We start from the raw sequence: 26,819 nt of genomic DNA, 5'->3' as shown, positions 1-26,819 counted from the left end.
CTGTGCCCCCCGTGTCTGTGCCCCCATGAGTCCACGGTGGCACGCGGGAGGGGCGGACGTGGCCGGTTCGCTCAACGACGCGACGCGCGGTAGGCGTCCCACACCTCGGGGCGCAGGCGGCCGCGGTCACTGACCGGCAGCCCCTCCGCCACGGCCCAGGCGCGCACCTCGGCCGTCGTCGGCTCGCGCGGTGGCACCGGGCCGGCCCGCTCCAGGTCGTCGAGGTGCGGTGCCGCCCCGAGATCCAGCCGGGCCTCGTGCAGCGCCGCGGCGAGGAAGCGGAAGGTCCACTCCTGGGCCAGCGCCCGCGTCTCGCAGAAGATGATGGGCACGGTGGGGTAGCGGGCCTGGCTCTCTGCGACCGCGTCCGCGACGGCCGCCGGCCGGACGTGCTTGAGCGAGAACACGCGGGAGTACTTGTCCTCGACGACCACCGCCCCGTGCCGTATGCCGCTGAGCTCGGCGAGGGCGTACCTGAGCCTGCCGTTCAGCAGGCTCGACGACAGGTCCTGGAGGGACTTGCGCTCCACCGCGGCGACGACGCGACCGTCCAGCTCGACGGCGTAGTCCCCGACGGAGAGCGGCGCCCTGCGGGTCGTGGCCTGTTGACGGCTGAACGTCCATGCGTAGCGCTCATAGCTGTCGACGAGGATCTCCAGCTCAGCCGGGATCGGCGGCCCGGCGTCGGGGGTGTCGGGATCACCCGGTCGGGGCCGCGCGGTCGGGATGCGGACGTTGGGGCGGGCCTGCTTCGCGGTCCGTGGGGTCTGCCAGAAGATGACGTGCCGACCCTTGGCCCGAGCGAGGACGAACTGCGACCGGTTCTCCCGGCTGCGATCGAGGACGAGGTCGATGGCGGCACCCCGGCTCGTGCAGACCCGGGTCGGCACGCGCTCGAGCACCTCGGCGTCGATGGGCCACGCCTCGGCCCGGTGGCAGTAGACCTTGGCCGTCCGCGGCCACGGCTCGCGGGCCTTGAGCACGATCCCGTCCGGCCCGAGCGGGATGCGGATGACGTAGGGCAGGGAGCTGCCCTCCTCCGGGTTGCGGGCCACGAGGAAGTCGTCAGGCACGACCACAGTCTGCCCGTCGTTGCCGTCGTCGGGCCGTGCCCGAGCCCACAGCTTCCACCTGAATCTGCTGACGCCGACGGCCAACTGGTCCACGATGTCCGGTATGGGGGAACGCCGCCGCATCGTCTGGATCGTCACCACGTGCCTGCTGGTCCTTGCGCTGGGGGCGAGCTCAGCGGCATACGTCTACTCCAACAACTCGGCCCGCGAGTGGCAGCTCCGGGCCGAGCAGGTCTCAGCCGACCTCGCCGACATGTCGGCGCAGCGCCGGCAGGTGCAGGGTCAGCTCGACGCGTCGCAGGCGGCGCTCGCGGAGACGAAGACGTCGCTCGACGAGGTCACCGCTGAGTACAACGAGGCCGCGAAGCGCATCCGTGACCTGGCCGACGAGAAGGCGCAGGCGGCGGACACGGTCGGCGTGCTCGGGTCCGCCGTGGAGCGGTCCCGCAACGTGGCCGTCCAGCTCGACCAGTGCGTCGCCGGTCTGCAGGAGCTGCAGGACTACCTGATAGACATCGAGAGATACGACGTCTCGGTCGTCCTCGGGATCGCCGGTGACATCAACCAGGGTTGCGACGAGGCGCAGGCGGCGAGCGATGCGTTCGTCAGCTGGCTGGAGGGTGGCTGACGTGCACCGTGCAGTCCGCGCCGCTGCGGCCGCGGCATGCGTCATCGCGTTCTCCGCCGGCTGCGCGGAGCTCGCTCCCGTCGCCCCGCCCGAGCAACGGGTGGTGACGGCGCAGCCGGTGACTCCCTCGACGTCCCTGGACCTCGAAGCCGCGGAACCCACCCTCGAGGGTTTCACCGAGCTGGAGCGAGCCGCCCTGCGGATCCGCAACATCGGGTGCGGGGGAGTGCGGACGGGCTCCGGCTTCGCGATCGGTGACCGGCTCCTCGTGACGAACCGGCACGTCGTGGCCGGGGCGACGACGTTGGAGGTGACCACCTTCGACGGGAAGGACATCGACGTGCGGACCTCCGGCGCCGCGTCCGTGGCGGATCTCGCGATCGTCCGGACCAGGGAACGCCTGCCCGCGTCGATCACCCTCGCACCGGGCAACCCCGAGGTCGGCCAGACGGTCACCGCCATCGGCTACCCGCTCGGCGGGCCGCTCACCACCACGGATGGACGGGTGCTGGGCTACCGGCCGGACCCCGTGGCCAAGTCGGACCTGCCGATGCTCCTCAGCTCCGCGCCGGTGGAGCACGGCAGCTCGGGCAGCCCGCTCGTCGACATCACCGGCGAGCTCGTCGGGGTCGTCTATGCCTCGACCGGGCCGGGTCACACCTACGCGGTGCCGATCGAGGTGCTCGAGGACGTGCTCGACCGGCCCTCGGCGTTCGCCTCGAAGACCGGCTGCACCGACTGAGGGAGCGGCGTCAGCTGCAGTTGGGGCACGGCCCGGCCACCGGCATCTCCATGAAGCACGTCGGGCAGACGCCGCCGCGGCGCTCCTCGTGCGAGCGTGACCTCGGTGCTGAGCGCGCCGTCACCGTCGCCCGGCCGGCCGGGGGTCGGCTCCCGCTCGTCGTGGTGCCGGCGGGGCGCCGTGGGGTGGCGAGGGTCGGCTCGGCGTCCGCCGGGACGTCGTCGCACCAGTGGCGGTAGCACTGGAGTCGGGCGGACGCCGCGTGCAGCTCCCGCTCGTGAGGATCCGAGACTGCGGCGCCCTCGAGCCGGAGGACCTCGTCGTACCCGGCGCCGACCTGCCCGTCCTGCTTGTGGACGACGAGAGCGGTCAGCGCAGGCTCGCCGCGCAGGTGGTTCGCCTGGGCGACCATCTTGAGCAGCTCCCCGACCCAGGTGCGCATCGCGGCGGTGGTGCGCAGGCCGGAGCGGCGTTGCACCTCCTCGGCGAGCTCGCCATAGGTGATGACGGCGTTGTGCTGGCCGGCGGTCTCGACGAGCACGTCGTAGGCGTGCTTGATCCAGAACTTCTTGCCCACGGTGGGGTTGACGAACCGGTCGTCGTTGCCCGTCTGGCTCATCCCCCGATTGTGCCGTGGGGCCCCTCCGCTGCACACGGTCGGGGTGGGGCAGGGTCAGCCGGGGAATCCGAAGCAGGGGTAGAACTCCTCGACGCCGGGGCGGGGGACCTCGACGCAGCGGAACTTGCTCTGTGTCAGGGTTGCCTCCGCGGCGTGGCCGCTCACCTCGTAGCCCGCCGCGGAAACGGTCATCTGCGCGGCGACCGGGCGCTCCAGCTCGTTCGCGGTCGAGCTGACATTGCCGGCACCGAGGTTGGCGTGCGTGTTGGTTGTGGTGTGCGTGAGCGGGCCGGTCGCCCTCCACGTGGCCGTGAGGTGCACCGTCAGCGGGTCCCCGTTGGAGTCCGTGGCGGGGATGGCGGTGCTGACGCCGGCCCCGCGGAGCCTGTTGTCGGTCACGAGCCGTGCCTGGTTCTGGCCCTCGGCCTCGAAGAGAAGCCCTCCGCCGCCACCGCCGGCGGCGGGCCGGGGGCCTGCCGACATGGAGGGCTCGGTGGCACAGACGTCGGTCACTCGGACGAACACTCCCGTCAGGCCCTGCTTGTTGACGGGGCCGGGCTGACCGGCATAGCTGCCGAAACTCGATGACACGAAGACCTCGATCCGCTCGCAGCCCTCCGTCCGGTCGACGAAGGCGAAGCCATGGCTCGACGTGATCGTGTGGTAGATCCGCGGCTGGGCTGCCCCCGCAGGCACGGCGGACAGCACCGCCAGCAGACCCGCGGCCAGCGCCGCTCCCATCAGTCGCCTCATCGCACGCCCCTCCCATTGGGCCAGTTTCACGATAGGACGTGCGGACACCGCTGGCGGCCATGTGTGAAGCACGAGACGTTCTCCCCAGATCCGGACGGACCGGGGACCTTCGGCTCTACCGCGCCACGGGTCGGAAGGAAAGCATGACGTGGAGTCAGGCGACTGCGTCATGGCCACGTCGCCTTGGCGACCGCCCGCCCCGGCGTCGGGTCGGGCGAGTGGACCCGGACAGAGGGAGGTGGGCGCCATGACAACGATCCCGGCGCCCGAGAAGCCATCAGCAGCTCGGACTCGACCGTCTGTCACGCCGCCTCGTCGGCGTCGTCACTGGGCGAGGTGGCTGGTCGTCACCGTGGTTGTCCTGCTCCTCGGCGCGCTCGGCGCCGGGGGCTGGTACTTCTCCGGGCGCATCTACTCCGGTGCGCTGGAGTCGAACCCGGCGCAGCCGCTCCCCGGCTACGACGACGTCGAGGTCGTCTCGGTGACGAGCAGCGCGGTCACGTTGCGGAAGGGGCCGGATGCCGGCGACAACTTCGACCCTCCCGCCAAGTACGCCCTGGCGTGGGAGGGAGGTTACGGCCTCGTCGGCCCGGCCGCGATCAACTCCGACGGGACGGTCACCCGTGACCTCGTGGTCGTCTCCGGCAGCGCGCCGACGGTGGGGCAGCCGGCTGGGATCGAGCGGTCCTACTGGCTCGGGGACACTCCTGAGGCGATGGGTCTGACGAGGCAGGAGGTGACCATCGGGCAGGCGCCGGCGTGGTACTTCCCCAACGGAACCGTGGCCCCGCAACGGATGGCCGTCTTCGTGCACGGGCAGAACGGCAACCGTGAGAACGGGCTGCGCTTCGTCGACGTGGCCGCCGCGCTGAGGCTCCCCGTCCTCGACATCACGTACCGCAACGACCTCGGGGCCCCGGACCCGTCCGGTCGCCTCCAGTACGGGGCCACCGAATGGGTCGATCTCGATGCGGCGGTGGCCTGGGCGCTGGGCCGGGGGGCCACGGACATCGTCCTCGTCGGTCAGTCGATGGGCGGTGGGATCGTCGCGGCCTTCCTCGAGAACTCCGAGCGCGCCGACGCAGTCTCCGCGGTCGTCCTCGACGCCCCGATGCTGTCGCTGTCCGAGGCGGTCAAGCACGGTGCCCGTGCGGCGCTGCCCGGTGGCCTCGCAGTGCCCGATCCGATGCTCTGGTCGGCGCGGCTCCTGAGCACGTGGCGCTACGGCGTGGACTGGGCAGCCATCGACTACCTCGACGACACGGCGTGGCTCGAGGTGCCGGCCCTGGTGCTCCACGGGTCGGCCGACCAGGTGACTCCGATCAGCGCGTCGCAGGCGCTCGCCGACGCGAAGCCTGACCTCGTCAAGCTCCTCGAGTTTCCCAACGCCCAGCACACGGAGACGTGGAACTTCGACTCGCTGCGCTGGAACGAGGAGGTCGCCGCCTTCCTGCAGACGGAGTGACCGCGCCCAGTCGCGCTCTCGTATGCCGCCGGGCTCGCTCCGGCGGCAGACGCACGCCCGCAGGAGCGAGGTGGACCGCTCGGTGGAATGGATGCCAGAGGAAAGTTGTTAAACTTTCAACTAATCCATCCACAACCACATCGGTTCCCACGAAGGAGTCACCATGAACAGGCTCGAAGGTCGCGTCGCCCTCATCACCGGAGCGGCGAGCGGCATCGGCAAGGCGACGGCGCAGCGACTCGCCCAGGAAGGCGCCGCGGTCCTCATCACCGACATCGCCGCCGAGGCCGGCGAGGCCACCGTCGCCGAGATCCGCGACGCGGGAGGCAAGGCCTCCTTCTTCAAGCACGACGTCACGAGCGAGGCGGACTGGAAGGCCGCCACCGCGAAGGCCGTCCAGGAGTTCGGCAGCCTCGACATCCTCGTCAACAACGCCGGCATGGGCGACCTCAAGACGATCGAGGACACGACCATCGAGGAATGGAACCGCACCGTCGCCATCGACCAGACGGGGGTCTTCCTCGGCCTGAAGACCGCCGCGCCGCACCTGAAGAAGTCGTCCAACGCATCCGTCGTCAACATCAGCTCGATCTTCGGCACGAGTGGTGGGTTCGGCACCTCGCCCGCCTACCACGCAGCCAAGGGCGCGGTCCGCACCCTGACGAAGAACGCCGCACTCAACTGGGCCACCGAGGGGATCCGCGTCAACTCGATCCACCCCGGGTTCATCGAGACCCCCATCATCCAGCCGACCAAGGGCACCGAGTACTGGGACGCGATGACCTCGCTCACCCCGATGGGTCACCTGGGCAAGCCCGAGGACATCGCCGCCGGCGTCGCCTACCTCGCGAGCGACGACGCGAAGTTCGTCACCGGCCTCGAGCTCTACATCGACGGCGGCTACATCGCCCGCTGACTCCGGTGGAGGCAGGGTCGACGCAGACGGAGCGGTGCGCCGGCCCTCCGCCGGCGCACCGCCCTGTCCGTCACCTCCAGCGACTCAGACTCGAGGTCCGTAGTAGTCGCCGTAGTAGCCGCCGAGACGGTCCCGGTAGTCCGGGTCGTCCCATCCGGCCTCGCCGAGCTCCGGCGAGTCCTTGATCTCGTCCTTGGTCCGGTCGACGTAGACCGCCTGGTCCTCCCAGTCGACGCGCTCGATGGTCCCGGCTGGGAGCATCACCTTGCGGCCGAAGATCCACGGCCCGGTGTCGACGACGATGTAGCTCGCCCCGACCTCGTCCGTCGAGCCGTCGACCTTGCCGATCGAGCCGTCCGTCGCCTCGACGCGGAAGCCGACGAGGTCGTGCTGCCGACCGGTCGTGTCCTCCACGACATCATCGGTGACATCGCCTCGACGTCCGCTGTAGACGTTCTCGCGGTAGTTCCACGGATCCCAGTTGTGGGTCGTCATGCGCAGCTCCTTCCCTTGTGGGGTGTGCGTACTGGGCGCCTACCCGGCTCCCCCACGGGCCTAACGAGGACACGCCGGATCGTGGCCGTATGCCGCTGGGCCCGGTGCCGTCGACGCTTCCGTTTGGCTCTGGTTGCGTCCGGCGGCCGTCCCCGTGCCGACGCCGCTGTGCGGAACCGAGCCCAGCGGCATACCCCCGCTTGTACTCTCACGTCATGGACCCCGGCGCTCCGGTCGCGCGGTTCGGCGGCATGACGGCTGGCTACGAGAGCTTCTACCTGCGCGCGGCGGCACCCTCGGGCGGGCAGGGCTTCTGGCTGCGCCACACGGTCCGCATCGCCCCGGGTGAGCACCCGACCGGCTCGCTGTGGCTCACCTGGTTCGACGCGGTGCGTGGGCCCACTGCCACCAAGCTGACGGTGCCCGGCCCGGAGGCGGGCGAGGGTGGGCTGGGACACTGGCTGCAGATCGGAGGGGCGACCCTGGGCGAGGGGCGGGCCGTCGGCGCCATCGCGGAGGCGCCGAACGCCGCCCAGGCGCAGTGGGACCTCAGCTTCACCGGTGAACGGCGACTCGAGCACCTCGTTCCGGAGTGGCTGTACGCGGCGCCGCTGCCGCGGACCAAGCCGACGAGCCTGCACCCGTTCGCCCGGTTCGCCGGCTCCGTCTCCATCGGCGGGGAGCATCACGACATCGACGACTGGCCCGGCATGGTCGGCCACAACTGGGGCGCCCAGCACGCCGAGCGCTGGATCTGGCTCCACGGCATGCACTTCGACGGCGCCGGCGACGACACCTGGATCGACGTCGCCCTGGGACGGGTCCGGGCCGGTCCGGTGCTGCTGCCCTGGCTCGCCAGCGGCGCGATCTCGCTCCGAGGAGACCGGATCCCCCTGGGTGGGATCGGTCGCTTCCCCCGCCTCAGCGTGGCGGAGCGGCCCACCGGAGCCCTCCTGCGCCTACCCGGACCCGCGGGGATGACCGTGCGTGTGGAGGTCGGCGCTCCCCGTGAGCGTTTCGTCGGCTGGAACTACGCCGACCCGGACGGCCGCACGCACGACGTCGCCAACTGCTCCATCGCTGGTATCGAGCTGACGGTGCGGAGCCCGTCGGGCCCCGGGACCGTGCTGAGCGCCGCGGGCACGGCTGCCTACGAGCTCGGCATGCGGGAGGTGGACCACGGCATCACGATCCAGCCCTTCGCCGACGCGCCACGCGGTGCTCCCGAGCCTCCGGATCCGCCTGCGTGACGGCCGCGGGGCTCCGCGTCACCAGTTGATGAGCGGCCTGCCCTCCTTGTCGCGGAAGGCGCCCACGATCACCATGACGAGGTCGATCAGCCACCAGATGCCGAGGCCGCCGGCGGTCAACAGCTGCACCAACCCCGTCCCGATCTTGCCGACGTAGAACCGGTGCACACCCAGCGGGCCGAGGAAGGCGCAGAGCAGGGTCGCCGCGAGTCGTGAGCTCGGGCTCACCGGCATGCCGGTGGCGTCCACGGCATAGTGCGTCCCGAGCTGGCCGGGCGCGGCGGTGGCCAGCGGGGCGAGCTGCTCGGTCCAGCTCGCCCCATCCCAGTAGCGCGACATCGGCTTGCCCTCCGGTCCGGGTACCAGCCGGCCGGGGGACTGCTCGCTGAAGGCTGCTCGGGCATCATCGACATGGCTCCTCCGTCATGGCGCGTCGTCGGGTCGTGACGCGGAGGCCGCACCAGATCCCCCCGGTCCTGGGACCAACGGTAGTCGAGCCGTACGCGGCGCCGTCCGAGGTGGCTCAGTCCTCGACGAAGTCCTCGAAGGCGGCATAGGCCCGCGGGCCGTAGACCGTGGCCGGACCGCCGGACATGAGGATGGTGACACCGATCGCCTCGGCGACCTCCTGGCGGTTCGCGCCGGCCCGGGCAGCGCCACGGGCGTGTGAGGCGATGCAGCCGTCACACTCCTCGCTCACGGCGATGGCCAGCGCGATGAGCTCCTTGGTCTTCGTGTCGAGCACGCCCGGCGCGAGGGCCGCCTTGTGCAGCTCGCTGAAGCCCGCGTAGACGTCCGGGATGGCCTGACGCAGCGACCGGCTGAGCGGTGCGATGTCCTGCAGCACCTGCTTGCCGTGCGAGTGGTTGGTCTGCGGGGCGACGGTGTCGGTCATGATGTGCCTTTCGTGTTGGTGCTGGGTCAAGCCAGGCTGAGGAAGAGCTTCTGCAGCTGCTGCAGCTCGGCGTCGTCGGGCCCTTGCCCGGACTCGAAGCACGCCTTCATCCCGTCGGTCATGAGCACGACACCGGCGCGCTGGAGGGCCTTGATGACGGCCGACAGCTGCAGCGCGATGTCCTGGCAGTCGGCGTCGTCCTCCATCATCGAGATGACCTTGCCGAGGTGACCGTGAGCGCGCTTGGTGCGGTTACGAATCGCGGTCATCGACGCTGCGTCGAGCTGCATCGTGCGCCCTCCTGACGGGGTGACGAACCGGAGTCGGTTCCCGTCGACAATAACCCCCCGGGGGGATACCTCCGCAACACACCCGCTCACAGGCAACCCACCCGTGCCCCTGGGCGGTGCGTTGCCCGTTGTCGGGTGTGTTGCGGGATGCAGCAGGATGGGGGCCATGGAAGCGGGACAGGTCCTCGCCGGCCGGTACGCCATCGGCCGGTCGATCGGGGCGGGCGGAATGGGCCAGGTCTACGCCGGCACGGACCAGGTGCTGCAGCGTGAGGTCGCCATCAAGACCTGCCCGGTCGACCCCTCCGACCGCACCGGCTCGGAGCGCTTCCAGCGCGAGGCACGCGCGGCCGCGGCCCTGAGCCATCGCAATGTCGTGATGATCCACGACGCCGGGGCCGAAGCCGGCCTGGCGTACATCGTCATGGAGCTGCTCCCCGGCCCTGATCTCGCACGCCACGTGGCAGAGCGAGGTCCGTTGCCGGAGGCCGAGGCGGTGTCCATCGCCACCCAGGTCGCCTCCGGGCTCGCCGCCGCCCACGAGGCCGGCATCATCCATCGCGACATCAAGCCGGCCAACGTCCTCTTCGACGGGACCGGCGGGGTGCGCATCGTCGACTTCGGCATCGCTCGCCTCGAGCAGGCCGCTGGCCTCACGGCGGCCAACACCGTCCTCGGCAGCGCCGGCTACCTCGCTCCCGAGCAGGTGGCGGGCCAGCCGGCAGAGGCGCAGGCCGACCTCTACGCCCTGGGCTGCGTGCTCATGACGATGCTGACCGGGCGTCCCCCCTTCGAGGGTGAGCACGCGCTCGCCGTCGCCCACCAGCAGCTGAGCGCGGCGCCCCCACGCGTCTCGGACCGTCGCCCCGACGTCGACCCCCGGATCGACGCGCTCGTCGCCGAGCTGCTCGCCAAGTCGCCCACCGACCGGCCCTCGTCCGCACGCGAGCTCCTCGTTCGCCTCGACGCGATCGCTGGCGCCCCGAGCGCACCGAGCGCACCGAGCGGGCTCGGCGCAGCGCAGGCAGGGACGACGCGGGTCCTGCCCGCCGCGGGGCTGACGATGCCGATGGCCGGCCCTGCGGGAGTAGCACAGCAGACCGAGCGGATCCCCGTCGCAACGTCGGGCGCTGCCCGCGGCAGGTCACACGCCGGGCCACCGTCCGGTCGTGGGCCGGTTCGGCCACCACGCCGTCGAGCCCCGTGGGCCCTCATCTCCACGGTTCTGGTGCTCCTCCTGCTCGCCGGCGTCCTCTGGGTCGCCCTGGGCGGGGAAGGCGAGGACCCCGGCGCTGCAGCCGCCTCCGGTGCGCCGTCGGCCTCGGCCCGGACGACGCCCCGCACCACCACAGCTTCGCGGAAGACGGAGGCCCCGACGACGACCGGCGCCGGGGCCGGCACGACGTCAGGTGCGGCGGCCCGGGCCCTGGACACCGTCCGCGGGGTCATCTCCACGGTCGCGTCCTTCGGCGGTCTGCAGGACAAGGACGCCGCTGACCTGGGCAAGCGGCTCGACGACCTCGGCCGGCAGCTCGGTCGTGACAACGAGGAGCAGGTCGCGAAGAAGCTGGACGACCTCGAGAAACGGGTGGACGACCTCGCGGAGAAGGGTGATCTCTCCGAGAGCGGGCACCAGCTCATCAGGGCGGCCCTCGACGCTCTCGACGAGGTGCTCTGACGATCGGCCCCGACCGGGCATCAGCCTCCCGCTTCACACCCGACGGTTCCGCGACGACTCCGCGACGACTCCGCGACGACTCCGCCGGCGTGACGAGGTCGGGCCCGGAGAGTATGAGGCTGACATGACGACACCGACGGCCCATGCCGGCGCCAAGGCCGCCGGTCAAGCTCTCGCGGGTTCCCTGGGCGTGGTGGCCGCACTCACCCGGCGCAAGCCGCTGCACGCCAAGGGCCGCACCTACCGCGCCACCCTGCGCATCGACGGGCCGATGATCGGCACGGGCGTGCCGTTGCTCTCCGAGCGCGGGCAGCACCAGGGCCTCGTCCGCCTCTCTCGCGCGATGAGCACGCCCGAGGGCTGGTGGGACATCGGCGGCCTTGCACTGCGGGTCGACCGCGCCGGGCCCGGCTGCGGGCCCGCCGACCTCCTGTTCGCCAACACCGGCACCGGTCGGGTCGGCCGCCACCTGCTCCGCCTGTCGCGACAGCCGATGTCGGAGCCGATGACGACGCTGTTGCCGGTCCGGGCAGGAGCCTCGTCGCTGCTCCTGATGGTCCGCCCGATCGGCCGCGGGGCCGGCCGGGAGCCCAGGCAGTTCGAGCTGAACGCCGGCCTCGACGGCGGTGCCTGGTCGCCGGTCGGGATCATCGAGCTCCGCGAGGAGATCCTCGGCGCATCGCCTCGCTTCGACCCCCTCGTGCGCCGGTTGGAGGGCACCGCGCCCCCCACGTGGGTGACCGCGCTGCGCGAGCCGGCCTACCGCCTGGCGCGACAGCTGGGACGGCGCACCCACTGAGGTCGGCAGCGGCGGCGAGCCCAGCGGCATACCCTCGCCTCGGCCCTCTGCCGCCGGGCCTCAACGCCCACCCCCCGATCGGCAACACACCGACTACCGGGCAACGCACCGGTGACGGATCCCGGTGTGTTGCACGGCAAAGGGTGTGTTGCGCCGTGCATTGGAGCGTGGGCGCGTGGGACTGGACGCCGGCGCGAGCGTCCTTCGACCGGGAGACAGGGCGGACGCCCGGGCCACCGATTGGGGGAATGAACGGCCGTCGGTTACGGTTTGCTCCGACGAAAGCAATACCCCCCGGGGTATCAACACACCGATCTGGAGGAAGCCACAGCATGCCGAACGCCACCATCTCCGAGCTCGCCGCCGCCCACGCCGACGGCGCGCCCGTGGTTGACGTCCGAGAGCCCATGGAATACGTCGGGGGGCACGTGCCCGGCGCTGTTCTCATGCCGATGGGCCAGCTGCCCTCACGAGTGCACGAGCTGGACAAGACCCGCACCCACTACGTCATCTGCGCGACCGGGAACCGGAGCCAGGCCATGGCCGACTTCCTGCGCCGGGCCGGCGTCGACGCACGGTCCGTCGACGGCGGCACCTCCGCGTGGGCCCAGTCCGGTCGCCCGGTCATCGCAGGGCCTCGCCCCGCCTGACGCGAGCTCCCGCGGGTGCGAACGGCGCCCCAGCAGCCGGCCGTGGTGCGGGGCCTATCCTCGAACCATGGCCGGCTGCTGTGACGCCAGGGGTTGCGACCGGGTCTTCGGGCCTCGTTTCGCCCACCACGCCGCGGAGCGCTACCGAAAGCGCGGCCTCGACCGGCCGTCCCGGCACCTCGTGGACTGGCTCGTCGCCCAAGGACTCGATGGGGCCAGCGTCCTCGAGATCGGCGGCGGCGTCGGTGAGATCCAGCTCGAACTGCTCCGCCGCGGAGCCGCTCGGACGATGAACCTCGAGCTGGTCACCGCCTATGACGAGGAGGCGGATGCCCTGGCCGCCGAGGCCGGGACCCAGGACCGGATGACGCGGCGGCTCGGAGACATCGCGATCGACGCGGACGTCGCCGAGCCGCACGACTTCGTGGTCCTGCACCGGGTCGTCTGCTGCTACCCCGACGTCGAGCGTCTGGTCGCGGCCGCTGCCGACCACGCGCTGCGGGGAGTCATCCTGACGCACCCGCCGCGCAACATCGCCTCACTGGCCGGCCTCGCCATCGGAAACCTGGCGGCCAGGGTGACCGGGCGGGAGTACCGCGCCTACGCGCATCCCCCAGAGGTGATGCGAGCGGTGCTCCGCGAGCACGGCCTCGAGCCGGTTCCGCTGCGCCGCGGACCGATCTGGCAGGTCCTCGCCGCGACCCGCATCCCGGCCCCTCCGGCCCCCCCGGCCCCCCCAGGCACTGCGGGCCCTCCGAACCCCACTGAGGGCCGTCGGGCCGGCGGGTTCGTCTCGTGACGACGAGTGCCCCGACGCTCGGCGACCCGACCCTCCAGCGGGCAGAGGACGTCGCCGGCGCGCTCGGCGTCGCCCCGGAGGATGGCCTGTCGGACACCGTCGCAGCCGAACGCCTCGCTGTGGACGGCCCCAACGAGCTGCGCGTCCGGCCGCCGGTTCCCCTGTGGCGCAAGGTTCTCAGGCAGTTCCAGGACCCTCTCGTCTACCTCCTCCTCGTCGCCATCGCCATCTCCCTCGTCGCCTGGGTGGGAGAGGGTGCCGGGTCCGTGCCCGTCGACGCGATCGTCATCGCGCTCATCGTCGTCGCCAACGCCGTCCTCGGCCTCGTCCAGGAGGCCAAGGCCGAGAGTGCCGTGGCGGCGCTCGCTTCGATGACCGCGGCAACCTCGACGGTCGTCCGGGGAGGACGGCTGGTCACCGTTCCCTCGAGGGAGCTCGTCCGCGGCGACGTCCTCAGCCTGTCCGAGGGAGACTCCGTCGGCGCGGACGCGCGGCTGCTGTCCGCCACGGCCCTGCGACTTCAGGAGGCCTCGCTCACCGGCGAGTCGGAGACGACGCCGAAGTCGCCCGAGCCCCTCACCGGGCCGGCTCCGCTGGGGGACCGGCGGAACATGGTCCACCGTGGCACGGCAGTCGTGCAGGGCGTCGGACGCGCTGTCGTGACCAGCACCGGGATGGACACCGAGATGGGCCAGATCGCGGAGCTGCTCGACCGGACGGAGCAGGAGCCGTCACCCCTGCAGCGCGAGATCACCGCGGTGTCGAAGACCCTCGGCCTGCTCGTCATCGGCATCGCGGTCGTCGTCATGGCAGCGATCGCGCTGCTCAACGGCGTTCACGACCTCACCGACGCCGTCACCATCCTCCTCATGGGCGTCTCGCTCGCCGTCGCTGCCGTGCCCGAGGGCCTCCCGGCGATCCTCTCCCTCGTCCTCGCGCTCGGGGTCCGCGTGATGGCCCGCCACCAGGCCGTCATGAAGGACCTCCACTCCGTCGAGACGCTCGGCTCCGCCTCGGTGATCTGCTCCGACAAGACGGGCACCCTCACGCGCAACGAGATGACCCTGAGCCGGGTCATCACCCCGAGCGGGCGCGTCGAGCTCTCCGGCACCGGCTACCGGCCCGAGGGTGAAGCGCACTACCGGGCCGCTGGCGGAAGCGAGGCGGATCTCGTGCGGGAGGCCCGCAGCGTCGTCGTCGCCGGGGCGCTCGCCAACAATGCGCAGCTCCTCGAGGAGGACGGCGAGTGGACGATCCAGGGCGACCCGACCGAGGCGGCCTTCCTGGTGGCGCTGCGCAAGCTCGAGGACGCCGAGCGTGTGGTCGCGCGCTACGAGCGAACGGCCGAGGTGCCGTTCACGTCCCAGCGCAAGATGATGTCGATCCTCGGTCACCACCTCGACGATGACGAGCATCGCCTCTTCGTCAAGGGGGCCCCGGACGTCCTGCTCGACCACTGCGACTCCGTGCGGGTCGGTGACCGGCTGGTGGCCCTGGACGCGGCCCAGCGCGCCGGCTTCCTCGCGGCCGTCGAGGACCTGTCGGCCGGCGCCTACCGGACCCTTGGCGTCGCCTACCGCGACGTGGAACCCGATCGCGTCGTCGCGCCGGACGGAGGCGGACGGCCACGGATCGACGAGACCGTTGAGTCGGGGCTGGTGCTCCTCGGCGTGGTCGGGATCATCGACCCCCCGCGCGACGAGGCCCGCCAAGCCGTCGCGGAGGCACACCGAGCGGGCATCCGCACCGTCATGATCACCGGCGACCACCCGGGCACCGCTGCCCGCATCGCCGCCGACCTGGGCATCGCCCGCCCGGACCAGCGGGCCCTCACCGGGGCCGACATCGACGCGTTGGGGGAGCCGGAGCTGCGCGCAGCCGTGCTCGACACGGCCGTCTATGCGCGCGTCGCACCAGAGCACAAGCTGCGCATCGTCGACGCGCTGCAGAGCCACGGTCTGGTCGTCGCGATGACCGGGGACGGCGTCAACGACGCTCCCGCCCTCAAGTCCGCCGACATCGGCATCGCCATGGGCGTCACCGGCACCGAGGTCACCAAGGAGTCCGCTCGGATGATCCTCGGCGACGACAACTACGCGACCATCGTCGACGCGGTCCGCCAGGGCAGGGTCATCTTCGACAACATCAAGAAGTTCCTGCGCTATCTGCTCTCGTCCAACCTCGGCGAGGTCGCGACGGTCTTCTTCGGGGTCGTCCTCGCCAGCGTCATCGGCCTCTCGGAGGCGGACGAGCCCGGGGCGATCGTCCTGCCACTGCTCGCCACCCAGATCCTCTGGATCAACCTCGTCACCGACTCCGGGCCCGCGCTGGCCATGGGGGTCGATCCCGAGATCGACGACGTCATGGCCCGTCCGCCCCGGCGCCGGTCCGACCGCATCCTCGACCGGGCGATGTGGAGCAGGATCGGCTTCATCGGCGCGGTCATGGCCGCCGTCACCCTCCTGACGATCGACATCATGTTGCCCGGTGGTCTCGTCGAAGGGTCCTCGTCGCTGGAGGTGGCGCGCACCGCGGGTTTCACGACCCTGGTGGTCGCGCAGCTGTTCAATGCGCTGAACTCCCGGTCCGACGAGAGCAGCGCCTTCCGCCACCTGACCGACAACCACTGGCTCTGGGCGGCCATCGCACTCGCGCTCGTCCTCCAGGTGGCTGTCGTCACCGTGCCCTTCCTGCAGACCGCCTTCGGCACCGAGGCGCTCGGTCTCGGTCAGTGGATGGTCTGCATCGCCATGGCCTCGGTCGTCCTGTGGCTCGAGGAGCTGTCCAAGCTGGTCCGCCGGCGCAGACACTCCCAGCGGCTCCGATCCTGACCGCCCTGCCTCACCGACCGATCTCGTCCATCGCGTCCCAGAACTGCTCGCGCAGGCGGTAGCGGAGCTCGTCGGGAATGTCATAGACGTCCAGGCGAGCCGACAGGTCGGTCAGGAGCGTCCGGTCGAGGTCGCTGGGAATGAAGGGCCGCTCGCTCGTCACCCGGCGCCGGTCCTCCTTCGTCGCCGTGGCCCGCCACGCCCCTACCACCCCGCGGCAGACGTCGTCGATCATCTCGATCAAGGCGGGGGAGAGCGTGTGCGTCCGGTGAACAGGATGGTCACTGCTGCTCGACCACGCCACCTTGCTCCCACCCCCGGCGCCGGACAGGCCACCGGGGCCGGTGCCGGTCGGGTGCTGCGGTCGGCTGTGCGCGAGGATCGCCGGGGTCGGACGTTCCGGCTCCGCCGACGCCGTGGGAGCGGAGTCCGCACCGGCGGGCTCGTCCGGGCGCCGGGCGGATCGCGGTCCCGGCAGCGGGACGACGACGCCGGCCGCCTCTGGTGACAGCTCGCCCACCGCCTCCGGCTGCAGCTGCCGCGGACGAATCGTCTCGTCGATGGTGGGTGGGTCCACGAGCTCGAGGCCGTCGGACTCGCGGATCAGATGGTTCGACACCGCGTGCGGCCTTCCGGCCGGGTCAGGCACGGCGAGGATGACGACCTGGGCCCCGTGGCTCTGCGCCTCCTCGACGGCCTCGGACAGGTCATCATCCCCCGAGACGAGGTACATGATGTCGACGACGTGGTTGCGCCCGTGCGCGGCGAGGTCGAGCCCGATGCGCAGGTCCACCCCCTTCTGCTCGCCGTGCGGGGACGTCCGCCCGAGGCGGAGCTTGACTCGCGGCAGCATGCCGATCGACTCCTGCGTGGGATCAGGTGCCCCACCCGGGCGGTTGCCGGAGTCGTACCAGTTGAGGCGCAGGAGCGGCAGCCCACTCAGGGTCTCGGCCTGCTCGACGAGGCGGCGCACGAGATCGGGGTAGGAGATGACGACGCTGCCGCGCAGGCTGGTCCCGGTGACGCGGGTCGCCGCAGCCGCGAGGAGGTAGCCGGCGTCGACGTAGAGGGCGCAATGGGACCGCATACCTCAGCCTCCCACGAAAGCGACCCCACCAAGACCCGATGCGGCGCGCCGTGCCGCGCCGTGCCGCGCCGTCGCGGATGGGTACGGGTGACCCGTCTCACCTCTTCCGATCCTCATGCCGCAGAGGTCGTTTCATAGACTGCATGTGGGAGCCGAGAGCTCTCACCTCGCTGAAGGAGCGTCGACATGAACGCTGAAGCCAGCCACGCCCTCATCGAGCGCGTCCGCCTCGAGGACGGCGCCACCACGGACGATCTGCGGTTCATCGAGCGGACCCTCGGCCAGCTGTTCACGCAGCTGTCCCGGTTCGACCCGCAGATGGTGGACATCGGTCTGCGGTTCAAGGACCGCGGACAGCCCGGCATGCGCACCTCGCTCGAGCTGCACGTCCAAGGGCTGCCGGCCATGGTCGGCGTCTCCGACCTCACCGAGACGAAGGCCGCGCTCAACGACGCCGAGGCCAAGGTGCTGTCACAGCTTCGCTCCAACGTCACGAGGCGGGCCGACCACCACCCGCGCCGCGCCAACGCCTGAGGCAGCCCCCCACACTTCAGTCGTATGCCGCTGGGCCGGCACCCAGCGGACCGTGCCGCCCGAGGGCGGCCGGGGCCCGCTCGACGCGTCGATCAGCGCAGGGTGCGGGCGAGGCTGTCCACGAGCAGCTCGACCTCGGCCTCCTCGACGACGAGCGGAGGCGCAAGCCGCAGCGTCGACCCGTGCGTGTCCTTGGCGAGCACGCCCTCGACGAGGAGGCGCTCGCAGATCTCGCGGCCGGACGCCAGCGCCGGATCGACGTCGATGCCGGCCCAGAGCCCTCGGACGCGCACGCGCTCGACCCCCCGCCCGACGAGCGACTCGAGGCCGTCCTCGAGCACCTTGCCGAGCCGGGCGGCCCGCTCCTGGTACTCACCCGTCGAGAGCAGCCCGACGACGGCGCGCCCCACGGCGGCGGCGAGGGGGTTGCCGCCGAAGGTCGACCCGTGGCTGCCCGGAGTGATGACGCCGAGCACGTCGGCGTCGGCCACGACTGCTGAAACGGGCACGATGCCCCCGCCGAGCGCCTTGCCGAGGATGTAGACGTCCGGCACGACGTCCTCGAGGTCGCAGGCGAAGGTCGTCCCGGTGCGGCCCAGCCCCGACTGGATCTCGTCGGCGAGCATGAGGACGCCGCGTCGGCGCGTCACGTCACGCACCTGCCGGAGGAACCCGGCGGGCGGGATGACGACGCCGCCCTCGCCCTGGATGGGCTCGAGCAGCACCGCCACCGTGTCGTCCGTGATCGCCGCGTCGACGGCCTCGATGTCGCCGTAGGGCACGAGGTCGAAGCCGGGGGTGTACGGACCGTAGTGGTCGTGGGCGAGGGGGTCGTCCGAGAAGCTGACGATCGTGGTGGTCCGGCCGTGGAAGTTGCCGCGCATCACGATGATCCGAGCTCGCCCGTCGGGCACGCCCTTGACGAGGTAGCCCCAGCGCCGAGCCACCTTGATGGCGGTCTCGACCGCCTCGGCGCCGGTGTTCATCGGCAGGACCAGCTCCTTGCCGGCGAGCTCGGCGAGGTCGCGGCAGAACGGGGCCAGCTGGTCACTGTGGAAGGCTCGACTGGTCAGGGTCAGCCGTCCCAGCTGGTCCTCCGCCGCTGCGACGAGCGCCGGGTGCAGGTGGCCGAAGTTGAGGGCGGAGTACCCCGCCAGGGCGTCGAGGTAGCGCCGCCCCGACACATCCATGACCCAGGCTCCCCGGGCGCTGGCGATGACCACCGGTAGGGGGTTGTAGTTGCGGGCCACCCATTGTTCGGCCAGGGACAGGTGCTCCTCGTGGGAGGTGAGGTCGACGGTCTCCATGGGCACAGCGTTCACCCGACGGGTCGTGCCCACAAGGTGTTTGCAGCCGGACCAGAGGTGAGCCGGGTCTCACAGCCGAGGACTGGTCCGCTTGTGGCGGCGGCATACACTGGCGTCGGCGGGTGGCCGAGGCCAGGACTACCCAGTCCGGGTGTGTCGGTCCGTCGGCGACCGCAGCCGGAGGTTCGTCGTGAGCACTTCCCTGAACACCGTCCGCAAGGTAGTCATCCTGGGAGCCGCTGGGCGCGACTTCCACAACTTCAACGTGGTCTTCCGGGACGACCCGCGCTACCGGGTCGTCGCGTTCACCGCGACCCAGATCCCCGACATCGAGGGCAGGACCTACCCGCCCGAGCTCGCCGGCGACCTCTATCCGGACGGCATCCCGATCGTCGACGAGTCCGAGCTGAAAGACCTCATCCACCGGGAGCAGGCCGACGTCGCCGTCTTCGCCTACTCCGACCTGCCACACGAGCAGGTGATGCACCTCGGGTCGCGGTGCATCGCCGCGGGAGCGGACTTCTGGCTGCAGAGCGCCCGGAGCACGATGTTGACGAGCAGCCGCCCCGTCATCGCCGTGACCGCCGTGCGCACCGGCGTCGGCAAGAGCCAGACGACGCGCTACCTGTCGCGGATCCTGCGCGACCTCGACCAGAAGGTCGTCGCGATCCGGCACCCCATGCCCTACGGCGACCTTGCAGCACAGGCGTGCCAGCGCTTCGAGACGTACGCCGACCTGGACCGCCACGAGACCACGATCGAGGAGCGCGAGGAGTACGAACCGCACATCGACAACGGCTCGGTCGTCTATGCGGGCGTCGACTACGAACAGATCATCCGCCAGGCCGAGCAGGAGGCCGACGTCGTCCTCTGGGATGGCGGCAACAACGACCTGCCGTTCTACACCCCGGACCTGCACATCGTTCTCGTCGACCCGCTGCGACCCGGCAACGAGGAGACCTACCACCCGGGTGAGGCCAACCTGCTGATGGCCGACGTCGTCGTCGTCAACAAGTGCGACAGCGCGCGTCCGGAAGACATCGAGGCGGTCGAGCACACCGTGCGACGGCTCAACCCGCGGGCCCGGATCATCCGGGCCGACAGCCCGGTCACCGTCGAGGACGTCAGCGCCGTGGCCGGCAAGCGCATCATCTGCATCGAGGACGGGCCGACGTTGACGCATGGCTCGATGAGCTACGGCGCCGCCGTCGTCGGCGCTCGCGCCGCGGGCGCCGCCGAGATCATCGACCCCAGCCCGTATGCCGTCGGGTCCCTCGCGTACACCTACGCCAAGTACTCGAACGCGGTGGGGATCCTGCCGGCGATGGGCTATGGAGCCGCCCAGGTCAGTGACCTGGAGGCCACGATCGAGGCGACGATCGCGGCGACCGGCGCTGACGCGGTGGTCTCGGGGACCCCGATCGACCTCGGCCGGGTGCTGAGGGTCAGCAAGCCGCTCGTGCGGGCTCGCTACGAGCTGCGTGAGCACGCCCCGGGAGGTCTCGAGGCGGCGGTGCGGGAGGTCCTGGAGAGGCCCGTGACCACTCAGTCACAGGTCGGAGCCGCCACCCGCTGACGCTCGTATCCTCAGAAAAAGTTGCCGCGGCCCCGATCGAGAGCCTGCGTCGGCTCGGCGCCGTCAGCCGGACTGGAACGCCCGGACCTCGACGGGGTTGGCGCAGGCGACCGAGCCCTCGCGGGCGAGATCGAGGGCCTCGTCCAGCGACGCCGCCTCGATGACCCAGAAGCCGCCGAGGACCTCCTTCGCCTCGCTGAAGGGCCCATCGGTCACGGTGGCGCCGTCGGCAACCTTCGCCTCGCCGGGCGGCACGAGGCCGCCGGCGAAGACCAACGCGCCGGCCTTCTCGAGCTTGGCGTTGAAGCGGTCGACGGCGGCGTAGACCTCGTCGAGGTCGTCGTCCGGCCCCGGGGTGGGGTAGCCGTCTCGGTGGTGCACGGCCAGGAGGTACTGCGTCATCGTGTCCCCTCACATGTCGGCGATGTCCGCATTCTCCCACCCTCGACAGTGGCGCGGGCGCCGGGCAGGGGCCCGCGACCGGTGGAGGTCGGTCACGGACCTGCCTCGGTGCAGCCCCGACTGCACTGGCATGTCACCTTCGGCTCCCCCAGGGACGCCCGCGGACGCGACGAGAGTGCATCGCCGGGCGAGGTGGGGTGCGTCCCATGTTCCTCTCCTGATCGGACCGCGCGAAATGGGAAATGCTCTAGTCTTTTCGCTGGGAGGTTGTGATGGATCACAGTCGGACCGGTCTGACGTCGTGGTGGCAGTCCCGACTGGCATTTGGTGCCGTGCCGCTCGGAGATGTCGTGGAGCAGCACCGGGCCGAGCTCGTCGCGGCGATGGTGCATCGGCTCGGTGCCGAGCTGCCGAGCTATGCGGGGATGACCACCCCGGAGCCCGAGGGCCCGGTGCTCAGCATGTCCACGCGGTTCGTCGACTACTACATCGAGGCGTTCCGCCGGCGCGAGCTGCCGGACCCGGCGATGCTCGCGCCCGTTCGACAGACGGCCGAGCGCCGGGCCACGGCAGGGGTCCCGATGGAGGAGGTGATGTCGGCCTTCCACATCGGGGCTGCCGTCGTCACCGAGCACCTCGCCCGGCTCGCCGGACCGGACGACGCCGCAGCCATCATCGCCATCCAGGCGCTCGGGCTGGACCTGCTCCGACTTGTCGCCGTGGCGGTCGCGACCGGCTACTCGACCGAGCGGCAGTCGGTCCTCGGCGAGGAGCTGGCCACGCGGCAGACGCTGGTGGCCGACCTGCTCGGCGGCACGGCGACCGACGAGTCGGCCCTGCGCGCCGGCATCCGCCTGCCTCCTGCCTACATCGTCGTCGCATTCAGCCTCGGCGCGCGCGGAGTCCTCGACGACGACGACGCGGCGCGGCGGGCCATCCGACGGATCCGGGTCGAGGCGACCCGCATCGTCGAGGAGCCGGTGCTCTGGGCGTCACCCCGTTCCGGCTGGCTCGCCTTCGTGCCCTACCCGGCGGGCTCCGACTGGTTCTCCATGGACGACCGGGTCTGGCTCGCCCTGACTCACCGCCAGGTGCAGGCTGTCATCGACCTGCCGATCTACACCGGCTGGGCGGCGGCGCCACCCCCGAAGGTGCCGGAGGCGGCGAAGCTGGCCCGCGACGTCTGCGACGTCGTGCTCGCGACCCACCGCCCGCCGGGGATCTACGAGCTGGATGACGTGCTCATCGACTACCAGCTGATGCGGCCCAGCCCGGCACGCGAGCGGCTCCAGGAGATGTTGACGCCGCTCAGGGATCGCCCGGACCTGCTCCTCACGCTGCGGACCTACCTCGACACCGGGCGTGACCGGCGCAGGACCGCCCAGCTGCTGCACCTGCATCCCAACAGCGTCGACAACCGCCTCCGCCGTTGCGCCGACGTCACCGGCCTCGACGCGACGCAGTCCGAGGAGGCCATGGTGATCCGAGCCGCCCTGCTCGCCTGGCCCGCGCAGCCGACGGTCCAGCCGCGCTAGAGCCGGCCGACCGGAAAAGGTGCCGTATGCCGCTGAGCCGGCTCAGCGGCATACGGCGTGGTCGGCGTCCTTCCGCCCTGGCGGGGCGGGGGATCAGTGGTCGGCGGGAGTGGGCATCCCCTGCGTGGGGATGTCCTCCGGCTGGAGCATCTCGTCGGGCACCCCGCCGAGGGCCTGGGCAAGCCCGAGCGCGAGGCCGGCGACCTCCTGGTCGCCGAGGCCGAGGCGGACGGCGACCGCGGCAGCGTTCGGCGGGCGGTCAGCAGGGTTCTTCTGGAGGCAGTCGTTGATGACCTGCGCGAGGTCGTCGGGCACGTCGTCGGGCAACGGCGGCGGCGACTCGTTGACATGGCTGAGTGCCGTCGCGATCGGGGTGCCGCGGTCGAAGGGGCGCGACCCGGAGAGCATCTCGTGGCCGACGACGCCCAGGGCGTAGAGGTCGCTCGACCCCGTGGCGGGCAGGCCCATGGCCTGCTCAGGGCTGATGTAGTTGGGCGTGCCGAGCATCTCGCCGTGCTGCGTGTGACCGGAGGCGTCGAGTGCGCGGGCGATTCCGAAGTCGGTCAGCTTCACGACTCCGTCGGGTCGGACGAGGATGTTGGCCGGCTTGACGTCCCGGTGGATGACCCGCGCCTCGTGCGCGACGGCGAGGGCCAGGGCGGCCTGACCCATGATCGACCGAACCTCGGCGGCGGGAAGGGGGGCCCGCTCGCGCAGGATGAGCGAGAGCGGCTCGCCCGTGACCAGCTCCATGACGAGGTAGGCCAGACCGTCGTCCTCGCCGTAGTCGAAGACGGTGGCGATGTTGTTGTGGTTGAGCCCCGCGGAGTGGACCGCCTCGTCCCGGAAGCGCAGCGCGAAGAGCTTCTCGTGCTTGGAGTCGGGCCGCATGATCTTGATCGCGACGGGGCGCTTGAGGACGTCGTCGCTGCCGGCCCAGACGTCCGCCATGCCGCCGGAGGCGATGCGCTGCTCGAGCCGGTATCTGTCGCCGAGGACGAATCCCTCTTGGAGTCGGTTCATTGCACGGGCACCCGTGGCCTTTCGGACTGAAGGTGCGCGTCGTTTGACATCTCAGGGGCCTTCGTCAGCAGGAATCATACGCGAGCGCTTCGGCTGGTGTGTCGCTTGGACGCCCATAGGTTGTGGTAGTGGGCTGTCGACCCCCGTCTCCTACCCACACCAGATGTCCCGAACCTACCTCTGGCCGGGCGGTTTGTGGGGCTTGGGCGATGTCGTCCTCCGGACCCTGCGGCGCCGCCCGGTCAGGACGGAGAGCCCGCCGGGGCGTCGTCGGCGTCGTCGGCGTCGAAGGCGGAGTGCGTGTCGTCGGGAACCGTCGGGGACGTCGGGGCGGCCTTCTGCTCGACGAGCTTGCTGATCCGCTTGTCGACCTGCTCGCGGACCTTGGTCACCGTGTCCGCATGCTTGCCGCCGGTGCGCTCGTCGATGGTCTGGGCCGCCTTGTCGAGCACCCCGTCGACCTTGTCGCGGTTCTCCGCCGCGTAGCCGGCGGCGATGCCCACCGCCGCCTTGACGACCTCGACGACGGCGTCGCCGAAGTCCTTCGCCTTGGCCTGGAGGTTGACCTCGTCGGCCTTCTGCTTCATCTGCTCGCTGAACGTCACCCTGGTCTCCTTACCCCTGTGGTGGGCTTCCGATCAGTGCAACGGCCGCGCGGCTCGCGGCGTTCCCGCGTCAGGGACGGCGGCCTCGCGTCAGCGGAAAGCGGCCTCGCCGGTCAGGGCCTGGCCGATGACGAGCTGGTGCACCTCGGAGGTGCCCTCGTAGGTGAGGACCGACTCGAGGTTGTTCGCGTGGCGCATGACCGGGTACTCGAGCGTGATCCCCGCGGCGCCGAGGATCGTGCGGCACTCGCGGGCGATGGCGATGGCCTCGCGGACGTTGTTGAGCTTGCCGAGGCTGACCTGGTTGGACTGGAGGCGGCCCTCGTCCTTGAGCCGTCCGAGGTGCAGGGCGAGGAGCATCCCCTTGCCGAGCTCGAGCGCCATGTCGGCGAGCTTGGCCTGCGTGAGCTGGAACGATGCGAGCGGACGGTCGAAGATGTCGCGCTCCTGCGCGTAGGTGATGGCGGTCTCGAGGCTGTCGCGGGCGGCGCCGAGCGAGCCGAAGATGATGCCGTAGCGCGCCTCGTTGAGGCAGGACAGCGGCCCCGAGAGGCCACCGGCCCCGGGCAGCACCGCCGACGCGGGGAGGCGAACCTCGTCGAGCACGAGCTCGCTCGTGACCGACGCCCGGAGGGAGAGCTTCTTCTTGATCTCCGGTGCGGAGAAGCCGGGCGTGTCGGTAGGGACGACGAAGCCGCGGATCCGGTCCTCGGTCTGGGCCCAGACCACGGCGACGTCGGCGACGGACCCGTTGGTGATCCACATCTTGTTGCCGGTGAGGATCCAGTCGTCGCCGTCACGGCGGCCCCTGGTGCGCATGCCCGCGGGGTTCGAGCCGAAGTCCGGCTCGGTGAGACCGAAGCAGCCGATCGCCTGGCCCGCCGCCATCCGCGGGAGCCACTCCTGCTTCTGCTCCTCGGAGCCGTGCTTCCAGATCGCATACATCGCGAGGGAGCCCTGCACCGACACGAGGGACCGGATGCCGGAGTCCCCGGCCTCCAGCTCCATGCAGGCCAGCCCGTAGGCGGTGGCGCTGGTGCCGGCGCAGCCATATCCGTCGAGGTGCATCCCGAGCACGCCCAGCTCACCCAGCTCCTGGGCCAGCTCGCGGACCGGGAGCTGGCCGGTCTCGTACCACTGCCCGACCTCGGGCTTGATCTTGGTGTCGACGAAGTGCCGCACGGCATCGCGGATCGCGCGGTCCTCCTCGCCGATGAGGTGGTCGGTGTCGAACAGTCGAAGCGGCGCAACGGGCGTCGTGGGTGCCATGGGAGTCTCCGTCTCGGGCGGCGTCGCTCGGGCGCGACCTAAACCTAACAGTGTTCGGATGCTAACCTAACACTGTTAGGTCGTGCAAGAGGAGAAGCCATGGCGAGACCGCGTACCCCGTTGCTCAGCAAGGAGCGCATCCGCGATGCAGCGCTCGAGCTGATCGACTCGGATGGGCTCGCCGCACTCTCGATGCGGCGGCTCGCGGACGCCCTCGGCGTGCAGGCCGCCTCGCTCTACACGCACTACGCGACGAAGGAGGCCGTCCTCGACGCCGTCGCCAACCGGCTCATCGCCGAGGTCGACACGACCGGGTTCGAGCACGGCTGGCGCGAGGGACTGCTCACCTGGGCGCGGTCCTACCACGCGGCCCTCGCCGCGCACCCCAACGCCGTGCCCCTCATCGCGTCCGGCACCCAACGACGGGACGAGTTCCTCGGCATGGCCAACGCCGTCCACGGTGGGCTCGTCGGCGCGGGCTGGCCGGCCCGCCGGGCGACGGAGATCTCCGGCGCGGTGAAGTACCTCGTCATCGGGGCCGCGTCGACGCCGTTCGCCTCCGGTTTCGCCGACGACGTGCAGATCTACCTCGACCGCTATCCCCACCTGATGCAGGCCCACCGCCTGCGCGCCGACGCTGCCCGGATCGACCACGACAGCTTCGAGCTCGGCCTCCAGTGCCTCGTCCGCGGCCTCGAGCCCGGCCCTCCGGCGCCGTGACAGTGACGCTGGCTGCCCCCACCGCACGGCCCGCCCGTATGCCGCTGGGCTGGCTCGAGTGGCCCGGCTGTCCACCGGACTGCGGATAGGTTGGGGCCGTGGACACCGACGCAGTACTGACACTGCTCAAGGATGTGGCCGAGGAGGTCATCAACCCCCGGTTCCGCGCCCTGGCGACCGGCGAGGTCCACGAGAAGAACCCGGGCGACCTCGTCACCGTGGCGGACCACGAGGCGGAGGTGCTCATCACCCAGGCCCTCAACGCCGCCTACCCGGACGCCCTCATCCTCGGCGAGGAGGCCCACGCCGCCGAGGGACTGCTCCTCGAGGCCTACGCGGCGGCCACCCACGCGTTCACCGTCGACCCCGTCGACGGGACGAAGAACTTCGTCCACGGCTCACCGGACCACGCGGTCATGGTCAGCGAGGTCCGCAACGGCGAAGGGGTCAGGGCCTGGATCTGGCAGCCGCAGCACGGTCTCGCCTACGTCGCCGAGCGCGGAGCAGGCGCCTATCGCAACGGCGAGCGGCTCCACCGGGCGGCCCCGTCCAAGGACGCGCTGGCGGGGCGCACGTCACGGCGCGCCTGGATCGGCAGGGCCTTCGGCGAGCTCGCCCCGTTGACGCTGACGTGGGTGTCGTGCGGCATCGACTATCCCAAGCTCGTCGAGGGCGAGACCGACTACATCCTCTACGGCTCGACGCGGCCGTGGGACCACGTGCCCGGCTCGCTGCTCGTCCGGGAGGCCGGGGGCGCCGTCGGCCGCACCGACGGGCGCCCCTATCTCGCCAGCGACATCGCGGCCCCCGGCCTGGTCGCCGCAGCGAGCCCAGCGGCATACGACATCGTCTGGCGAGCCGTCGCCGGCGACTGACCG

Annotated in this window: 28 protein-coding genes; 15 read left to right on the top strand and 13 right to left on the bottom strand. The window is 71.2% G+C overall.

Annotated elements, in window-relative coordinates; genetic code table 11:
• Positions 1–71: 71 nt before the first annotated feature.
• Positions 72–1,073, bottom strand: a complete 1,002-nt coding sequence (locus ABWV20_RS06570) for an ERCC4 domain-containing protein (protein WP_353354028.1) — start codon at positions 1,071–1,073, stop codon at positions 72–74.
• A 103-nt stretch (positions 1,074–1,176) separates the two neighbouring features.
• Here ABWV20_RS06570 and ABWV20_RS06565 point away from each other — a divergent pair, with 103 nt between their 5' ends.
• On the top strand, positions 1,177–1,701 hold the full coding sequence (locus tag ABWV20_RS06565; RefSeq protein WP_353354027.1) for a hypothetical protein: 525 nt from the start codon (positions 1,177–1,179) through the stop codon (positions 1,699–1,701).
• 1 nt (position 1,702) lies between these two features.
• Complete coding sequence (locus ABWV20_RS06560; RefSeq protein ID WP_353354026.1) at positions 1,703–2,443, top strand: S1C family serine protease; 741 nt, start codon at positions 1,703–1,705, stop codon at positions 2,441–2,443.
• A gap of 10 nt (positions 2,444–2,453) precedes the next feature.
• Here the strand turns inward: ABWV20_RS06560 and ABWV20_RS06555 are convergent, their stop codons facing one another.
• Together ABWV20_RS06555 and ABWV20_RS06550 are read right to left on the bottom strand one after the other, a co-directional pair.
• Positions 2,454–3,062: a hypothetical protein gene (locus tag ABWV20_RS06555; RefSeq protein ID WP_353354025.1), complete on the bottom strand. Its 609-nt coding sequence runs from the start codon at positions 3,060–3,062 to the stop codon at positions 2,454–2,456.
• A 54-nt stretch (positions 3,063–3,116) separates the two neighbouring features.
• Entirely contained in the window at positions 3,117–3,815 is a 699-nt protein-coding gene (locus tag ABWV20_RS06550; protein WP_353354024.1) for a hypothetical protein, read from the bottom strand.
• A gap of 352 nt (positions 3,816–4,167) precedes the next feature.
• Between ABWV20_RS06550 and ABWV20_RS06545 the strand changes: the two genes are divergently transcribed.
• Together ABWV20_RS06545 and ABWV20_RS06540 are read left to right on the top strand one after the other, a co-directional pair.
• Positions 4,168–5,280, top strand: coding sequence for an alpha/beta hydrolase (locus ABWV20_RS06545; RefSeq protein ID WP_353354023.1), 1,113 nt, complete (start codon positions 4,168–4,170; stop codon positions 5,278–5,280).
• A gap of 163 nt (positions 5,281–5,443) precedes the next feature.
• Positions 5,444–6,196, top strand: a complete 753-nt coding sequence (locus ABWV20_RS06540) for an SDR family NAD(P)-dependent oxidoreductase (RefSeq protein WP_353354022.1) — start codon at positions 5,444–5,446, stop codon at positions 6,194–6,196.
• An 84-nt stretch (positions 6,197–6,280) separates the two neighbouring features.
• Here the strand turns inward: ABWV20_RS06540 and ABWV20_RS06535 are convergent, their stop codons facing one another.
• A complete protein-coding gene (locus ABWV20_RS06535) occupies positions 6,281–6,691 on the bottom strand; it encodes a PRC-barrel domain containing protein (RefSeq protein WP_353354021.1) in 411 nt (136 codons plus the stop codon).
• Between the two features lie 215 nt (positions 6,692–6,906).
• Here ABWV20_RS06535 and ABWV20_RS06530 point away from each other — a divergent pair, with 215 nt between their 5' ends.
• Positions 6,907–7,941: a hypothetical protein gene (locus tag ABWV20_RS06530; protein ID WP_353354020.1), complete on the top strand. Its 1,035-nt coding sequence runs from the start codon at positions 6,907–6,909 to the stop codon at positions 7,939–7,941.
• Between the two features lie 18 nt (positions 7,942–7,959).
• Here ABWV20_RS06530 and ABWV20_RS06525 read toward each other — a convergent pair whose 3' ends face one another.
• The 3 genes from ABWV20_RS06525 to ABWV20_RS06515 form a co-directional block, all read right to left on the bottom strand.
• Entirely contained in the window at positions 7,960–8,307 is a 348-nt protein-coding gene (locus ABWV20_RS06525) for an NINE protein (RefSeq protein WP_353354196.1), read from the bottom strand.
• A 157-nt stretch (positions 8,308–8,464) separates the two neighbouring features.
• Entirely contained in the window at positions 8,465–8,836 is a 372-nt protein-coding gene (locus ABWV20_RS06520; protein WP_353354019.1) for a carboxymuconolactone decarboxylase family protein, read from the bottom strand.
• A 26-nt stretch (positions 8,837–8,862) separates the two neighbouring features.
• Complete coding sequence (locus ABWV20_RS06515; protein ID WP_353354018.1) at positions 8,863–9,126, bottom strand: metal-sensitive transcriptional regulator; 264 nt, start codon at positions 9,124–9,126, stop codon at positions 8,863–8,865.
• Positions 9,127–9,292: 166 nt separating this feature from the next.
• Between ABWV20_RS06515 and ABWV20_RS06510 the strand changes: the two genes are divergently transcribed.
• The 5 genes from ABWV20_RS06510 (at position 9,293) to ABWV20_RS06490 (ending at position 15,883) form a co-directional block, all read left to right on the top strand.
• Positions 9,293–10,804, top strand: a complete 1,512-nt coding sequence (locus ABWV20_RS06510; protein ID WP_353354017.1) for a protein kinase domain-containing protein — start codon at positions 9,293–9,295, stop codon at positions 10,802–10,804.
• Positions 10,805–10,928: 124 nt separating this feature from the next.
• Entirely contained in the window at positions 10,929–11,603 is a 675-nt protein-coding gene (locus ABWV20_RS06505) for a phosphodiesterase (protein ID WP_353354016.1), read from the top strand.
• A gap of 332 nt (positions 11,604–11,935) precedes the next feature.
• Positions 11,936–12,253 (top strand): rhodanese-like domain-containing protein, encoded by a 318-nt coding sequence (locus tag ABWV20_RS06500; RefSeq protein ID WP_353354015.1) that lies wholly within the window; start codon positions 11,936–11,938, stop codon positions 12,251–12,253.
• Between the two features lie 67 nt (positions 12,254–12,320).
• Positions 12,321–13,052: a class I SAM-dependent methyltransferase gene (locus tag ABWV20_RS06495; RefSeq protein ID WP_353354014.1), complete on the top strand. Its 732-nt coding sequence runs from the start codon at positions 12,321–12,323 to the stop codon at positions 13,050–13,052.
• Positions 13,049–15,883 (top strand): cation-translocating P-type ATPase, encoded by a 2,835-nt coding sequence (locus tag ABWV20_RS06490; protein WP_353354013.1) that lies wholly within the window; start codon positions 13,049–13,051, stop codon positions 15,881–15,883. Before ABWV20_RS06495 ends, ABWV20_RS06490 begins: the two co-directional genes overlap by 4 nt.
• A 10-nt stretch (positions 15,884–15,893) precedes the next feature.
• Here ABWV20_RS06490 and ABWV20_RS06485 read toward each other — a convergent pair whose 3' ends face one another.
• Positions 15,894–16,970 carry an NYN domain-containing protein gene (locus tag ABWV20_RS06485; RefSeq protein ID WP_353354012.1) on the bottom strand — a complete coding sequence of 359 codons (1,077 nt, stop codon included), beginning with the start codon at positions 16,968–16,970 and terminating at the stop codon, positions 15,894–15,896.
• A 186-nt stretch (positions 16,971–17,156) separates the two neighbouring features.
• Between ABWV20_RS06485 and ABWV20_RS06480 the strand changes: the two genes are divergently transcribed.
• Positions 17,157–17,504 (top strand): hypothetical protein, encoded by a 348-nt coding sequence (locus ABWV20_RS06480; RefSeq protein ID WP_353354011.1) that lies wholly within the window; start codon positions 17,157–17,159, stop codon positions 17,502–17,504.
• Positions 17,505–17,596: 92 nt separating this feature from the next.
• On the opposite strand, the gene rocD is transcribed toward ABWV20_RS06480, so the two are convergent.
• Positions 17,597–18,811 (bottom strand): ornithine--oxo-acid transaminase, encoded by a 1,215-nt coding sequence (rocD, locus tag ABWV20_RS06475; protein ID WP_353354010.1) that lies wholly within the window; start codon positions 18,809–18,811, stop codon positions 17,597–17,599.
• Between the two features lie 190 nt (positions 18,812–19,001).
• Between rocD and ABWV20_RS06470 the strand changes: the two genes are divergently transcribed.
• The gene (locus ABWV20_RS06470) at positions 19,002–20,387 is read left to right on the top strand and encodes a cyclic 2,3-diphosphoglycerate synthase (protein ID WP_353354009.1); all 1,386 of its coding nucleotides are present in this window, start codon (positions 19,002–19,004) and stop codon (positions 20,385–20,387) included.
• A 63-nt stretch (positions 20,388–20,450) separates the two neighbouring features.
• On the opposite strand, the gene ABWV20_RS06465 is transcribed toward ABWV20_RS06470, so the two are convergent.
• Positions 20,451–20,789, bottom strand: coding sequence for a YciI family protein (locus tag ABWV20_RS06465; protein ID WP_353354008.1), 339 nt, complete (start codon positions 20,787–20,789; stop codon positions 20,451–20,453).
• 272 nt (positions 20,790–21,061) lie between these two features.
• Here ABWV20_RS06465 and ABWV20_RS06460 point away from each other — a divergent pair, with 272 nt between their 5' ends.
• Positions 21,062–22,324 carry a PucR family transcriptional regulator gene (locus ABWV20_RS06460; RefSeq protein WP_353354007.1) on the top strand — a complete coding sequence of 421 codons (1,263 nt, stop codon included), beginning with the start codon at positions 21,062–21,064 and terminating at the stop codon, positions 22,322–22,324.
• A gap of 93 nt (positions 22,325–22,417) precedes the next feature.
• Here ABWV20_RS06460 and ABWV20_RS06455 read toward each other — a convergent pair whose 3' ends face one another.
• The 3 genes from ABWV20_RS06455 to ABWV20_RS06445 form a co-directional block, all read right to left on the bottom strand.
• Positions 22,418–23,347 carry a serine/threonine-protein kinase gene (locus ABWV20_RS06455; protein WP_353354006.1) on the bottom strand — a complete coding sequence of 310 codons (930 nt, stop codon included), beginning with the start codon at positions 23,345–23,347 and terminating at the stop codon, positions 22,418–22,420.
• A 242-nt stretch (positions 23,348–23,589) separates the two neighbouring features.
• The gene (locus tag ABWV20_RS06450) at positions 23,590–23,952 is read right to left on the bottom strand and encodes an antitoxin (RefSeq protein WP_353354005.1); all 363 of its coding nucleotides are present in this window, start codon (positions 23,950–23,952) and stop codon (positions 23,590–23,592) included.
• Between the two features lie 90 nt (positions 23,953–24,042).
• Positions 24,043–25,221, bottom strand: coding sequence for an acyl-CoA dehydrogenase family protein (locus ABWV20_RS06445; RefSeq protein ID WP_353354004.1), 1,179 nt, complete (start codon positions 25,219–25,221; stop codon positions 24,043–24,045).
• A gap of 99 nt (positions 25,222–25,320) precedes the next feature.
• Between ABWV20_RS06445 and ABWV20_RS06440 the strand changes: the two genes are divergently transcribed.
• Both ABWV20_RS06440 and ABWV20_RS06435 read left to right on the top strand, forming a co-directional pair.
• Positions 25,321–25,941, top strand: coding sequence for a TetR/AcrR family transcriptional regulator (locus ABWV20_RS06440; RefSeq protein ID WP_353354003.1), 621 nt, complete (start codon positions 25,321–25,323; stop codon positions 25,939–25,941).
• Positions 25,942–26,039: 98 nt separating this feature from the next.
• On the top strand, positions 26,040–26,816 hold the full coding sequence (locus tag ABWV20_RS06435; RefSeq protein WP_353354002.1) for an inositol monophosphatase family protein: 777 nt from the start codon (positions 26,040–26,042) through the stop codon (positions 26,814–26,816).
• Positions 26,817–26,819: the final 3 nt, after the last annotated feature.

It is taken from the genome of Intrasporangium sp. DVR (genome assembly GCF_040365325.1).
Taxonomy (GTDB): domain Bacteria; phylum Actinomycetota; class Actinomycetes; order Actinomycetales; family Dermatophilaceae; genus Intrasporangium.
The sequence above is the reverse complement of the archived record's forward strand: the minus strand, read 5'-3'. Positions and strand labels throughout refer to the sequence as shown.

What these genes read in the sequence shown, in the direction of transcription:
- ABWV20_RS06565 (WP_353354027.1), top strand. Translation starts at nt 1,177, where the DNA reads ATGGGGGAACGCCGCCGCATCGTCTGGATCGTCACCACGTGCCTGCTG.
- ABWV20_RS06555 (WP_353354025.1), bottom strand. Translation starts at nt 3,062, where the DNA reads ATGAGCCAGACGGGCAACGACGACCGGTTCGTCAACCCCACCGTGGGC.
- ABWV20_RS06550 (WP_353354024.1), bottom strand. Translation starts at nt 3,815, where the DNA reads ATGAGGCGACTGATGGGAGCGGCGCTGGCCGCGGGTCTGCTGGCGGTG.
- ABWV20_RS06540 (WP_353354022.1), top strand. Translation starts at nt 5,444, where the DNA reads ATGAACAGGCTCGAAGGTCGCGTCGCCCTCATCACCGGAGCGGCGAGC.
- ABWV20_RS06535 (WP_353354021.1), bottom strand. Translation starts at nt 6,691, where the DNA reads ATGACGACCCACAACTGGGATCCGTGGAACTACCGCGAGAACGTCTAC.
- ABWV20_RS06530 (WP_353354020.1), top strand. Translation starts at nt 6,907, where the DNA reads ATGGACCCCGGCGCTCCGGTCGCGCGGTTCGGCGGCATGACGGCTGGC.
- ABWV20_RS06520 (WP_353354019.1), bottom strand. Translation starts at nt 8,836, where the DNA reads ATGACCGACACCGTCGCCCCGCAGACCAACCACTCGCACGGCAAGCAG.
- ABWV20_RS06515 (WP_353354018.1), bottom strand. Translation starts at nt 9,126, where the DNA reads ATGCAGCTCGACGCAGCGTCGATGACCGCGATTCGTAACCGCACCAAG.
- ABWV20_RS06510 (WP_353354017.1), top strand. Translation starts at nt 9,293, where the DNA reads ATGGAAGCGGGACAGGTCCTCGCCGGCCGGTACGCCATCGGCCGGTCG.
- ABWV20_RS06505 (WP_353354016.1), top strand. Translation starts at nt 10,929, where the DNA reads ATGACGACACCGACGGCCCATGCCGGCGCCAAGGCCGCCGGTCAAGCT.
- ABWV20_RS06500 (WP_353354015.1), top strand. Translation starts at nt 11,936, where the DNA reads ATGCCGAACGCCACCATCTCCGAGCTCGCCGCCGCCCACGCCGACGGC.
- ABWV20_RS06495 (WP_353354014.1), top strand. Translation starts at nt 12,321, where the DNA reads ATGGCCGGCTGCTGTGACGCCAGGGGTTGCGACCGGGTCTTCGGGCCT.
- ABWV20_RS06485 (WP_353354012.1), bottom strand. Translation starts at nt 16,970, where the DNA reads ATGCGGTCCCATTGCGCCCTCTACGTCGACGCCGGCTACCTCCTCGCG.
- ABWV20_RS06480 (WP_353354011.1), top strand. Translation starts at nt 17,157, where the DNA reads ATGAACGCTGAAGCCAGCCACGCCCTCATCGAGCGCGTCCGCCTCGAG.
- rocD (WP_353354010.1), bottom strand. Translation starts at nt 18,811, where the DNA reads ATGGAGACCGTCGACCTCACCTCCCACGAGGAGCACCTGTCCCTGGCC.
- ABWV20_RS06465 (WP_353354008.1), bottom strand. Translation starts at nt 20,789, where the DNA reads ATGACGCAGTACCTCCTGGCCGTGCACCACCGAGACGGCTACCCCACC.
- ABWV20_RS06460 (WP_353354007.1), top strand. Translation starts at nt 21,062, where the DNA reads ATGGATCACAGTCGGACCGGTCTGACGTCGTGGTGGCAGTCCCGACTG.
- ABWV20_RS06455 (WP_353354006.1), bottom strand. Translation starts at nt 23,347, where the DNA reads ATGAACCGACTCCAAGAGGGATTCGTCCTCGGCGACAGATACCGGCTC.
- ABWV20_RS06445 (WP_353354004.1), bottom strand. Translation starts at nt 25,221, where the DNA reads ATGGCACCCACGACGCCCGTTGCGCCGCTTCGACTGTTCGACACCGAC.
- ABWV20_RS06440 (WP_353354003.1), top strand. Translation starts at nt 25,321, where the DNA reads ATGGCGAGACCGCGTACCCCGTTGCTCAGCAAGGAGCGCATCCGCGAT.